Genomic DNA, 12287 nt, shown 5'->3' on the forward strand with positions numbered 1-12287 from the left:
GCGCGGCCCGTTCGGCCTCGCGTTGTGCGCGACGGGCGGCGCGGACGTCCGGCCTGCTCCCGTCGGGGGCGAGGCTGCCGGGCGCGGTGTCGTCAGGCGTGGTGTCGTCGGGCGTGGTGTCGTCAGTGCTCATGGGATGAAGTTCACCCCCGAGACCTTCATCTCGCCGTCGTCGTGCCGGTTGACCGTGACGCGCACCCGGTACTGGCGATCCTGGTCCTCCTGCGACCTCGGGTTGCCGATCGTCTGATCGATCGCCATGATCACGTCCGCGTGGTCGGGGTAGGACCTCTCGACCGCGGCCGCGGAGACCACGCCGTCCGCCACGACCTCGGTGGTCTGGACGACCTCCTCGTACGAGTCACGACGCGGAGCGAACTGCTCCGAGAAGTCACCCTCGATCATGCCCACTATCCGGTCGACGTCCTCGGAGAGCGTCTCCTGGCGGATGGTCATCAGGTGGGTCAGGACCTCGGTGGCGAAGTCACGGTAGGCCTGGTCGAGCTCGGTGGCGGAGGCGCGGTCGGCGCGGACCGATGCCGCCTTCCCCTGCTCGGACAGCCAGAGTCCTCCCGTGACCAGTGCGGCGAGGAGGGACAGGGCGGCGATGACGGCCAGCGGCGTGAGGCCGCCCCGCCCCGCGCGGTCGGGCTGGTCCCGATCGTTCGAGGGCTGCGATGACACTGGCTAGGTCACTCCGTTCGTCATGACGTCGGTGAGGCTGGCGTCAGCCGGCAGGCGGGCGGCCGTGCCGAGGTTCAACTGACGATACGTGTTGCCGTCCGCCCCGAGATACTCGCCCGTCGCCGGGTCGTACATCGCCGCCGAGGTGCGGATCTCCCGCTCCCCGGAAGTCGACGACGGCACCACGTTGTACGCGTTGGGGTTGTTCCCGGGCGGGCCGACCTCACTGGTGTCGGGCGGATTGTGCCCCTCGGGCGTGTAGTTGTTCGCCCTGCACTCCTCGGGCGAGGCCGCGCGGCGGCCCGGGAACTCCATGCACGGCAGGTTGCGTGCTCCGCGGACGGTCACCTGGGAGTCCTGGGGGACCTTGCAGTAGATGCCGTTGATCAGCGGCGGGACGGAGAGGTCGGCGGGCGACCGCCGCTGGTCCGCCGGCAGGAAGCCCGTCGTACACGGAGGGGTCTCGTTGATCTGGAGGTTGAAGTCCACCTTGATCTCCCCGTCGTCCTTCGCCCCGTTGATGGCCGTGATCAGCGAGGACACCAGGGCCGGGTAGATCACGAGCAACTGCTCGATCGACCGGTTGTAGACCACCCCGACCTCGCCGACGCTCACCAGGTTCGCGACGAGGACCGGCATGGTCGGTTGCAGGTCGTTGAGGACCCTGGTCGCCCGCCCGAGCGAGTCCGGCCCGCGCTGGACGAGCGAGGTGAGCTGCGGTTCGTTGGTCCGGAGCTGATCGGTGACGTCGGCGAGGTTGCGGGTCCAGGCCCGGATCGAGTCCGACGAGCGCAGCTGGGAATCCAGGACCGGCTCGGCGTCCTCGATGAGTTGGCGGGTGACCCCGGAATTGTCCTGGGCCTCGTCCAGCAGCAGTTGCGCGGAGTCAAGGAACTGCCGCAGGTCCCGCTCCGACCCGTTGAACGCGTCGAACGCCTCGGAGATCACCCGGCGCATCTTCGCGTCGTCGATCGACGCCATCAACACCGTCGCCTGGTCCAGGACCGGTCCGATGCCCTGGGGCATGTCGACCCGGTCCGTCCCGAACACCGCGCCGTCCTCCAGTCGACCGGCCGGCTCCCCCTCGGGCACGAACTCCACGTACTGCTCACCGATCGCCGAGACGCTGCGGATCTGCGCCCGCACGTTCGCGGGCACGTCCGCGTTCGACTCGAAGTGCATCTCCGCGACGACGTGCCCGGGCTTGAGGGTCACCGAGTCGACCCGGCCGATGACCGTCCCGAGGTAGGTGACGTTGGCGTTCTGGTAGAGACCACCGGTATCCGGCATCTCGAGGGCGACGTCCGTCCGGTTCCACCCGAGCGAGGTGGGCAGTTTGAGGTACACGACCGACATGACGGCAAGGGCGAGGACCGTGACGACGGCGAAGACCGTCAGCTGGAGCTTGACGAACCTGGTCATCGGGGGGCCTCCTCGGCCGGGGGCGTGGGGTCGCCGGCGGAGTCCGGCGCGGCGAGGTCCCCGGCCGGTTGGTCCATCTGGTCGGGCGCCGGGGGCTGCGGGACATCGAGCGAGTACGGGTCCGCGCTCGCCAGAGGGTTCGGCGCCAGACCGACATACCCCTCGAGCCCGGCCATCCGGTTTCCGAACTCCGTTCCGAGCAGGAAGGTCTCCGCCAGACGCTCGTTCGTCATGTCCGCGTCGATGTACAGGTTCGCGTAGTCGCCCCGGAGGAAGTTGTCGATACCGGCCTGGGGGAACGGGAAGGTGATGAGGATCTGCATGACGCGGGTGAGGTTGCGGCCGCTGTTCGCCAACCCCTCGAGGACCGGGGTGATGTCCTGCAGGTTGGCCACCAGATTGCTGCCGCCACCGGCGTCGATGAGCTGGTTGGCCTTGTTGCCGAAGTCGCCCAGGGAGACCAGGGCCGTGGTGAGTTCCTGCTTCTGCGCGTTGACGAGTGACAACGCCTCCGGCATCTGACCCAGCGCCTTGGCCAGGGTGTCGTTCTGCTCGTTGATCTGCCGCGAGAGCCGGTCCAGACCGTCCATGGCCGCGATGATGTCGGCCCGCTGCTGGTCGAGACCGCTGACGGTGGTCTCCAGCTGTGAGATGACCTCCTTGGCCTCGAACTGGCGTCCGTCCAACGCGGTGTTGAGCTCGCGGGAGATGGTCTCGAACTGGGCGAGTCCGCCGTTGGTGAGGACCACCGACAGCGCCGACAGCGTCTGCTCGGTGGTCGGGTACACACCGGCGCGGGCCAACGGGATGACGTCCCCGTCGGAGAGCGAACCCTCGGGCTCGCCGTCCGGGGGCGGGAAGATCTCGAGATGCTGCGACCCGAGGAGGCTTGTCTGCCCGATCTTCGCGTGCGCGTTGGCCGGGAGACGGACGTCCTCGTTGAGCGAGACCGTGACGATCGCCGTGTAGTCCTCGACCCTCATGTCGGTGATCGAGCCGACGTCGACGTCGTTGACGCGGACCGGCGAGTTTCGGGTGATGGTCGTGACGTTGGGCATCTCGATGGTCACCTCGTAGGCGCCCTCTCCGTTGCCCTGGGCGCCCGGGAGCGGGAGCGAGTTGAGCCCCTCCCAGGTGCACCCCGTCCCGGCGAGCAGCACGGCGCCGCCGAGCGCGCCGGCCGCCAGCAGACGTCTGTTCCGGGAACGATCGCGGATCATCACGCACCTCCCGTCGCGATGAGCGTGTCCGTGAGGTTGTCGCCGCGGTTGACCACGTTGATCAACGGATCCGGGCGGGCGGACACGGGCTGCACACCGGGCGCGGTCTGGGTACCGGGTTTCTGGGAGTTCCAGATCTGGTCCCTCTCCGCGGTCGGGGTGATCGGCGGGGTGACCGCGCCGTACGGGTAGTTGGAGGTGAGCGAGTTGAACAGCGGGCCCATGTACTGCGCACACAGTTGCGCGTCGGATTCGGCCGTGTTGTTGGCCAGGCCCGCGATGGCACCGCAGATGAAGTTGGTCGGGTTGGCCATCTGGTTCATGGCCAGGACGCCGGTGAGGACGCCCTGGTACGGGCGGTAGATGTTGTAGAAGTTGGCCATGGCCGTGGGACCCACGTGCAACACACCCTCCAGGTCGGCACGGCGGTCGCGGACCACCTCGGTGGCCTGCCCCAGCTTGTCCACGGCTGTCGTCACCCGTGTCCCGTGGTTCTCCAGGAAGCGGTCGATGTCGATCACCGCCAGGTCGAGTTCCCTGAGCGCGGCGTCGATGTCGTCGGTCTGGTCGCCGAGGACCTGGGTGACACTGGCGAGCCTGCCGCCGAAGGAGACGATCTGCTCCTCACTCCGCGAGAGCGCGGTGACGAAGAGCTGGAGGTTCTTGAGGGTGGTGAAGAGGTTCTCGCGGCCGTCGGAGAGCAGCGCCATGGTCTGCGAGAGTTCGTTGAGGGCGTCCCTCACCTCCGCACCGTTACCGTCGAGCATCGCGTCGGCGGACTCGACGAACTCCCCGAGCGCTCCGGTCTCCTCGTCGCCGGTCGGCCCGAGGGCCGAGGAGAGCTTCATGAGCTGTTCCTTCATGGCGTCCCACTCGACCGGCACCGCGGTCCGCTCGACCGGGATCGATCCACCGTCCTCCATCGCCTCCCCGCCCGTGAACGCGGGGGTGAGCTGGACGAAGCGTTCGGCGACGAGCGACTGGGCCACGAGCAGCGCGGTGGCGTCGGCCGGGACGGGCACGTCCTCGTCGACCTTCATCGTGACCTTGGACAACCCGCCCTCCGTGGTGATGTCCGTGATGGTTCCGACGCGCACCCCGAGGACCCGGACCGTGTCGTCGACGTAGACGCCGCGGGTCGATTCGAAGTAGGCGGTGATGGTCTTGGAGCGCGAGGTGAAGAACCACACCGCGGCGACCACGAGCGCCACCACGATCACGAGCGCGACGACCTTGGCGAGGGTGGAGGACAGCAGTCGACTCATCGGGGCAACCTATTCTCGCCCCAACCGGGGAACTCGTCCATGATCGTCAGGCCGGGAACACCCGGCATGGTCGGTTCGCGGACCAGCCCGGGTTCGGGCTGGATGCGGGGGTCCAGGAGCGGCATGACGTCCCGCAGGATGGTCTGCGGGTACTGACCGATCGACAGGTTGTTCACGTACGCGTTGAACCACGGTCCGGAGGCGACGGCCTCGCTGAGCGCGGTCGAGAAGGGAACGATCCGTCGCAGTCCCAGGTCCATCGACTCCCGGTTGCGGATGAGCAGGTCCGACACCCTCTCCAGCTTGTCCAGCGCCGGTCCCAGCTGGGCCTCGTTGTCCTGGACGACACCGGAGAGCTGGCGGGCGAGCTCGTCGATGTTGGCGACCAACTCGCTGAGCGCCCGGCGCCGCAGATCGAGCTCGGTGAACAACGTGTTGCCGTCCACCATGAGCTGGTTGAGCTGGTCGCTGCGCCGGCCGAGGATGTCGGTGGTCCCGGCGGCTCTGTCGAGCAGTTCGCGGACGCCCTCGTCCCGCTTGTTCAGGGACTGGGACAACCGGGTGATCCCGTCGATCGCACCACGGACCTCGGGCGAGGACTGCTCCATCGTCTCCGAGATCACCGTCAGCGCCTCGTCCACCGAGTCGGTGTCCATGGCCTCGACGGTGTCGGTCAGGTCACCGAGGGCGGCCGTCAGCGAGTACGGCACCGAGGTGCGTTCGAGCGGGACGGTGGCGTCCTCCAGCTCCCCACGACCGTCCGAGTAGACGGCGAGAGCGCGACGGCCGAGGATCGAGTCGGTCTTGATCTGGGCCGACGTGTCGGACCCCAGCGCGACACCGGTGTCGATGGCGAAGTCCACCCTGACCCTGTCGCCGTCGAGCGCGATCTTGCGAACCGAGCCGACCTTCATCCCCGCCACCTGGACGCTGTCCCCGGTGTTGAGCCCGGCGGCGTCGGCGACGTAGGCGGTCGCATTGCGCAACCCGTTGACGTACGGGATCCGGTCGTAGTTGAGCGAGACTCCCATGAGCACGACGGCGCCCAGGGCCCCCCAGATGCCGATCGTCCGGGGGTCGCGGTCGCGGAACCGGAGTTGCCCCTTGGGCGCCTTGAGCGGTGCGCCGTCCTTCGTGTCACTCATCGGGGAACGAACACCTTCCCGTCGTCTGCTCGTACTGCGGCAGGAAGACGTCCCGGCCCGTGACCGGGTTGGTCATCCGGACGATCACCCCGCAGAGGTAGAACTGGAAGAAGCTGCCGTAGACGCCCAACCGGCCCATCTTCTCGAAGTCGCCCGGGAGCCGCTGGATCGCGTTCTCGACAAAGGCCTCGTCGTCGTTGAAGAGGGTCGCGATGCGGTCGATCTGCGCCACGTCCTCCTTGAGGGCGGGCCGGACGTCCGACAGCAGGGTGGTCATGTTGGCACTCGCGTCGTTGAGTCGGGAGACGGACTGACCGATCGGCTGGGAGTTCGCCGACAACCCGGAGATCAGTTGCTGCAGGTTGACGATGATCGAGTCCACGTTGTCGTAGTTGTCTCCGACCGTGGTGAGGACGCCGTTGAGGTTGGTGATGACGTCCCCGATGAGCTGGTCCCGATCGGCGAGCGCCGTGGTGAGGGATGAGGTGGAGGCCAGCAGGTCCTGGACGGTGCCCGCCTCACCCTGGAACACCTTGACGATGGACTCGGACAACTGGTTGACCTGACCCGGGTCGAGCGCCTTGAACAGCGGACGGAACCCGCCGAGGAGAGCGTCCAGGTCCAACGCCGGCGAGGTCTGGGAGATCGGCAGCGTTCCGCCCGGTTCGAGCGGCGCTTGATCGCCGGTGCCACGCTTGAGTTCGAGGTAGCGGTCCCCGGTGAGGTTCTCGTACCGGACCACGGCCTCGGTGCTCCGGTGGACGATCTGGTTGCCGGCCACGGTGAACTCGACGTCCGCGGTGTTGCCGTCCGCCAGGCCGATCGACCGGACCCGCCCCACCTCGACGCCGGCGATGCGCACCCGGTCCCCGGACTCCAACCCCGAGACGTCGGTGAAGTGCGCGGTGTAGTCCTCGAAGTCGCCCGAGCGGTAGTCACTGAACACCACCACGAGTCCGGTGAGGACGAGGAGCATGACGGCCGTGAAGACCGACAGCTTGATGAAGGTGGCGCGCGCCTGCTTGGCGGCCTTGCGACCGGCGGTCACGGGGTCGCCCCGTCCATGCCCAGCATGACCTGCAGCAGCGTCGGGGGCGCGGGCCTGCCGGGCTCCATCGGTCGCAGCGGCCCGAACAGCGGGGCGGGGCGGGACGTGAACACGTCGGGCATCCCTTCCACGGGATTGGAGCCCGTGTCGGTCACGACGAACGGGGCGTGCACGTTCGGGTCGGGGAACGGCAGACCGTAGCAGTTCGGACCCGTGCTGGCGTTGACCTTGGGCAGGTCCTTGGGGTACTCGTACGCCCGCGCACCCTGCTGGAACCCGGCCTTGAACACCAGCCCCGGCTGATCCTTCCCACCGAAGGCCGCCTCGGCGTCCTCGACGTTCGCGTTCAGGCCCACGATGAGGCAGGTGAGGATCGGCGAGTACTCGGCCAGCAGGCTGGTCGACGCGCGCAGGTCCGCGAGCAGTTTGACCAACTCGTTGCCGTTCTCCGCCATCAGTCGCTTGCCTGTCTCACCGGTGCCGATCGCGGCGACGAGCGTCTGCTCGAAGCGCTCCTGGTTGTTGACGACATTGGTGCCGACGTCCGTACCCGAGTCGAGCAGTCGCATGATCTCCGGGGTGACGTCGGCGTAGAGGTTGGCCACCCGGGACCCCTTGGCCAGGTCGCGCTGCAGGGTGTCGATCTGGGGGTTGACTTCCTGCAGGTAGGTGTTGAGATCGGTGATGGTCCGCCCCAACTGCTCGCCACGGTCGTCGACCGCACCGGAGACGGCCCCGAGGGTGGCGTTGAGCTTCTCCGGTTCGATGGCGACCAACAGGTCGGTGAGGTCCTGGAAGAGCGTGTTGACCTCGGCGGTGACGTTCGCGGTCTCGACGACGGCCCCCCTGGCGAGCTGCCCCTCGGGCGCCCCGACCGGCGGTTCGAAGTCGACGGACTTGGCCCCGAAGATCGTGTTGGAACCGATCCTCACCTGGGAGTTGGCCGGGATGGCCTCCAACGCCGCGGGATCGACCTCGATGTCGATCGTCGCTCCGTCGAACTCCTGTCGGATCTCCCGGACGTTGCCGATCTCGACCCCACGGGAGCGCACCTTGGCGTCGGCCTCCATGACCAGTCCCGCGCGGTCGCTGCGGACGGTGAGCGGCACGCGGTTGTCGAAGGCGCGCGCGAACATGAGGAGGGAGAGCGCCACCACCACCACGACGAACAGCGTCAGGATCACCGCCGCGACGCGCTGGGGCACCGTGTCGCTCTGATTCAGGGTTCTCGCCACGACCGCCTCCTATCCCGACAGGTTGAAGTTGCCGTCTCCGCCGTAGATCGCGAGGGAGACGAGAAGGGTTACGGTCACCACGGCGATGAGCGAGGTGCGGACGGCGTTGCCCACGGCCGAGCCGACACCGGCCGGTCCACCTGCGGCGTTGTAGCCGTAATAGGTGTGGATGAGCATGATCGTGATGGCCATGGCGATGGCCTGCACGAAGGACCACAGGATGTCCGTGGGGATGAGGAACGTCGAGAAGTAGTGGTCGTACACGCCACCGGACTGACCGTAGATCTGGACCGTCGCGAACCGGCTCGCCAGGAACGAGGCGATGACGGCCAGCGAGTACAGCGGCACCACGGCGATCATCCCGGCGACGATCCGGGTGGAGACCAGGTAGGTGATCGAGTCGATCGCCATGACCTCCAGGGCGTCGATCTCCTCGGACACGCGCATCGCCCCGAGCTGGGCCGTGGCGCCGGCGCCGATGGTGGCGGCCAGTCCGATCCCGGCGATCACCGGTGCGGCGATGCGGACGTTGATGAACGCGGCGAAGAAGCCGGTGAGCGCCTCGACGCCCACGTCGGTCAGCGACGAGAAGCCCTGGACGGCGATCACACCGCCGGTGGCGAGGGTGAGGAAGCCGACGATCACGACGGTGCCGCCGATCATCGCCAGGGCCCCCGCGCCCATGGCGATCTCGGCGATGAGCCGGAGCGTCTCCTTGGGGTACTGGGTGAGTGCCCGCGGCGTCGCCACGAGTGCGCGCCAGAAGAACAGTGCGATGGCGCCGAAGTCGTCGAAGCGACCGACGGTGAGGTTCCGGGCCCGTGACAGTCGGGGGAAACGGGCGGTCTCGATGATGGTCACCTCACGCCCCCAGGACCTTCACGCCGACCGCCGTGAGCACGGTGTTGACGACGAACAGCGCCATGAAGGCGTAGACGACGGTCTCGTTGACCGCGTTACCGACGTCCTTCGGCCCGCCACGGACGTAGAGACCCTTGTAGCAGGCCACCAGGCCGGCGAGCATCCCGAACATCCCGGCCTTGATCTGGGCCAACACGAGCTCTCCGAACCCGGTCAGCAGCGTGATGCCGTTGACGAAGGCCCCGGGGTTGACCCCCTGGAGGAGTACCGAGAAGAGGAACCCGCCGAGGATGCCGATGGTGCACACGAGTCCGTTGAGCAGCAGTGCGACGAAGGTCGAGGCGGCCACCCGGGGGACGACCAGTCGCTTGACGGGATCGATGCCGAGGACCTCCATGGCGTCGATCTCCTCGCGGATCGTCCGGGCGCCCAGGTCGGCACAGATCGCCGTGGCGCCGGCGCCGGCGACGATGAGGACGGTGACCATGGGACCGACCTGGGTGACCGCGCCGAGGGCCGCGCCCGCACCGGAGAGGTCGGCCGCACCGATCTCCCGCAGCAGGATGTTCAGGGTGAAGCTCACCAGGACGGTGAACGGGATCGCCACCAGGACGGTGGCCAGCATGGAGACCCGGGCGATGAACCACGACTGCTCGACGAACTCGCGGCCCTGGCGCACGATCGACGGGAACGAGACGAATGTGTCGAGACTCAAGGCGACGAACTCGCCGACTCCCTTGAGCGGCGCGTCGAGAACTCTCGCCATGTCGCCCCCCTCCTGTCGTGTGCCGGCCCCCGGCCACACCGATCTGAACAAGTGACCGGTTCGGTGTGACCCCGATTACACAGTAGCTAGAACACGTTCTCATTAGCAAGGCCTACCGGTCACCCCCGAACGGTGCCCCTGCGCATGTGTCGGGAATCTGACACGCCCCGACACAACGAAAGCGGTCCCCGACACGTCTCTCAGCAAACGCGTCGGGGACCGCATCGGTTCAGGTCAGAGGGTCATGATCTCCGAGGCGGAGAAGGACTTGCCCTCGGGCCGCCCTGACCAGTGGCCGGAGACCGCGTCGGCGAACTCCCGGCGGTCCCACACACCGCCCTCGGCGTCGAACCGCTTCTCCACCACCGGGGCGTCCACCAACGCGACCATGCCGCCGTATACCACGAACAGCTGACCGCTGACACCGGCCGCGGCGGGCGACGCGAGGTACGACACCAGGTCCGCCACCCGGTCCGGCGACAGCGGGTCGGGCCCCTTCGACTCGTCCCAGTCCTCGAAGACGCCCTCGGTCATCCCCGTGCGTCCCCGGGGAGCGATGGCGTTGGCCGTACAGCCGATCCGGGAGAGCACACGTGAGGCCGACAGGGTGAGCGCGGTGATGGCGGCTTTGGCCGCGCCGTAGTTCGCCTGCCCGGGCGGGCCGAAGAGTCCCGCCTCGGACGAGGTGTTGATCAGCCGCCCGTACACCGGGGAGTCGGACTTCTTGCTCCCGCCCCGCCAGTGGGCCGCGGCGTTGCGGGTGAGCAGGAAATGCCCGCGCAGGTGCACCCTGATCACCGCGTCGAAGTCGTCGTCCTCCATGTTGAACAACATCTTGTCCCGGGTGATGCCGGCGTTGTTGACCACCACGTGCAGGCCGCCGAGTCGCACGGCCTCGGCCACCATCGCGTCGGCGGTCTCCCGTTCGGAGACGTCCCCGACCACCAGGGCGGCCTTGGCGCCCGCCGCCTCGATGTCGGCGATCACGGCGTCCGTGGCCTCGCCGGACCGGATGTCGTTGATGACGACCGCGGCCGCACCCGAGCGCGCCAACTCCACGGCTTCCGCGGCGCCCAGCCCGGAGCCGGACCCGGTGACGACCGCCACCCGGCCGTCGAGCGAGAGATCCGCCCCGAGGTCCTTCCGGCCCTGCCCGGGCGTCACTCCGCGACCTTGAGCGCCGCCATCGGGCACTTCTCGACAGCCTTGAGCGCGCGCTTCTGCAGTTCCTCGGGGACCTCGTCGACGATCACCCGCACCACCTCGTCGTCGTCGTTCAACTCGAAGACCTTCGGGGCGAGCCCGACACACACGGCCTGCCCCTCGCAGCGGTCGGGATCCACGTCAATCCTCATACCCGTCCTCCTTGGCCGGGCCCGCGACCACTGTGGCCGCGAGCATGATTCGATACTATGTGAGACACGACACTAGAACGTGTTCCACTCGAGATGAGCTTAGGGCATATGGACATCACCTACACCACAGACCAGCAACGGCTGCGCGGGGAGTTGCGCGAGTACTTCTCCGCCCTGATGACCCCCGAGCGCCGAGAGGCCTTCACCTCCACGACCGGCGAATACGGCCACGGCAACGCCTACCGTGAGATCGTCGCCGAGATGGGCCGCGACGGCTGGCTGACGATCGGATGGCCGGAGGAGTTCGGCGGTCGGAACCGCCCGATGGTGGAGCAGTTGATCTTCACCGACGAGGCCGCGATCGCCGGGGTCCCGGTGCCCTTCCTCACCATCAACTCGGTCGCGCCGACGATCATGGCCTTCGGGTCCGAGGAGCAGAAGAGCTACTTCCTGCCCCGGATCAGCCGCGGCGAACTGCACTTCGGCATCGGCTACTCCGAGCCGGAATCGGGCACCGACCTCGCCTCCCTGAAGACCCGGGCCGTGCGCGAGGCCGGGACCGGGGAGCACGCGGGCCGGGAGGTGTACCGCATCAACGGGCAGAAGATGTGGACGTCCCTCGTGGCCTACGCGGACTGGATCTGGCTGGCCGCACGCACCGATCCGGACGCCAAGCGACACAAGGGCATCTCGATGATCATGGTGCCCACCGACGCCGAGGGGTTCTCGTGGACTCCCGTCCACACCATGGCGGGCCCGGACACCAGCGCCACCTACTACCAGGACGTGGTGGTGCCCGCCTCCAACCTGGTCGGGCCCGAACACGGCGGGTGGCCGCTCATGACCAACCAGCTCAACCACGAGCGGGTCGCCCTCACGGCCGCCGGTCCGCTCCAGGCCTCGCTCCGGCAGGTCCTGGAGTGGGCGCGCACCACGCGTGCGGCCGACGTCGGGCTGCCCGGAGGCGGGGACGTGATCGACAACGAGTGGGTGCGCACCCACCTGGCCCGCGTCCACGCGATGGCCGAGTACCTGGCGCTGCGCAACTGGGAGATCGTCTCCGCCGACTCCACCACGCCCACCCGCATCGCCGCGTCGGCGACCAAGGTGTACGGCACCGAGACCGCGTGCGAGGCGTACCGGCTCCTCATGGAGGTGCTGGGCTCCGCCGGGTTCCAACGCTCCCATTCCCCCACCGCCGTCCTCCACGGGCGCATCGAGAAGCTGCATCGTTCGGCCCTCATCCTCACCTTCGGCGGAGGCACCAACGAGGTCCAGCGCGACAT

The 12287-nt window shown here is 68.1% G+C and carries 12 protein-coding genes; 1 reads left to right on the top strand and 11 read right to left on the bottom strand.

The window, feature by feature from the left end:
• Positions 1-129: 129 nt before the first annotated feature.
• From G6017_RS12080 to G6017_RS12130, 11 genes are all read right to left on the bottom strand, one after another.
• Entirely contained in the window at positions 130-684 is a 555-nt protein-coding gene (locus G6017_RS12080) for an Rv1363c family protein (protein ID WP_304816393.1), read from the bottom strand.
• A 3-nt stretch (positions 685-687) separates the two neighbouring features.
• Positions 688-2106 carry an MCE family protein gene (locus G6017_RS12085; RefSeq protein ID WP_182617571.1) on the bottom strand — a complete coding sequence of 473 codons (1419 nt, stop codon included), beginning with the start codon at positions 2104-2106 and terminating at the stop codon, positions 688-690.
• Positions 2103-3326, bottom strand: a complete 1224-nt coding sequence (locus G6017_RS12090) for an MCE family protein (protein ID WP_182617572.1) — start codon at positions 3324-3326, stop codon at positions 2103-2105. Before G6017_RS12090 ends, G6017_RS12085 begins: the two co-directional genes overlap by 4 nt.
• Complete coding sequence (locus G6017_RS12095; protein ID WP_182617573.1) at positions 3326-4591, bottom strand: MCE family protein; 1266 nt, start codon at positions 4589-4591, stop codon at positions 3326-3328. Before G6017_RS12095 ends, G6017_RS12090 begins: the two co-directional genes overlap by 1 nt.
• Positions 4588-5736, bottom strand: a complete 1149-nt coding sequence (locus tag G6017_RS12100) for an MCE family protein (RefSeq protein WP_182609478.1) — start codon at positions 5734-5736, stop codon at positions 4588-4590. Before G6017_RS12100 ends, G6017_RS12095 begins: the two co-directional genes overlap by 4 nt.
• Positions 5729-6784, bottom strand: coding sequence for an MCE family protein (locus G6017_RS12105; RefSeq protein WP_182609477.1), 1056 nt, complete (start codon positions 6782-6784; stop codon positions 5729-5731). The genes G6017_RS12100 and G6017_RS12105 overlap by 8 nt, the downstream gene beginning before the upstream one ends.
• Positions 6781-8019, bottom strand: a complete 1239-nt coding sequence (locus G6017_RS12110) for an MCE family protein (protein WP_182617574.1) — start codon at positions 8017-8019, stop codon at positions 6781-6783. Before G6017_RS12110 ends, G6017_RS12105 begins: the two co-directional genes overlap by 4 nt.
• Positions 8020-8028: 9 nt before the next feature.
• Positions 8029-8847, bottom strand: a complete 819-nt coding sequence (locus G6017_RS12115) for an MlaE family ABC transporter permease (protein WP_187700756.1) — start codon at positions 8845-8847, stop codon at positions 8029-8031.
• A 34-nt stretch (positions 8848-8881) separates the two neighbouring features.
• Complete coding sequence (locus tag G6017_RS12120; RefSeq protein ID WP_182609475.1) at positions 8882-9646, bottom strand: MlaE family ABC transporter permease; 765 nt, start codon at positions 9644-9646, stop codon at positions 8882-8884.
• Between the two features lie 234 nt (positions 9647-9880).
• On the bottom strand, positions 9881-10810 hold the full coding sequence (locus G6017_RS12125) for a 3-oxoacyl-ACP reductase (protein ID WP_182617575.1): 930 nt from the start codon (positions 10808-10810) through the stop codon (positions 9881-9883).
• Positions 10807-11001 carry a ferredoxin gene (locus G6017_RS12130; RefSeq protein ID WP_107748788.1) on the bottom strand — a complete coding sequence of 65 codons (195 nt, stop codon included), beginning with the start codon at positions 10999-11001 and terminating at the stop codon, positions 10807-10809. Before G6017_RS12130 ends, G6017_RS12125 begins: the two co-directional genes overlap by 4 nt.
• Positions 11002-11109: 108 nt before the next feature.
• On the opposite strand from G6017_RS12130, the gene G6017_RS12135 reads away from it, so the two are divergent.
• Positions 11110-12287 (top strand): acyl-CoA dehydrogenase family protein (locus G6017_RS12135; protein WP_182617577.1); only part of this gene is annotated, 1178 nt, incomplete at its 3' end.

Origin of the sequence: Dietzia sp. B44 (assembly GCF_014145245.1) — a bacterium.
Classification (GTDB): Bacteria; Actinomycetota; Actinomycetes; order Mycobacteriales; family Mycobacteriaceae; genus Dietzia; species Dietzia natronolimnaea.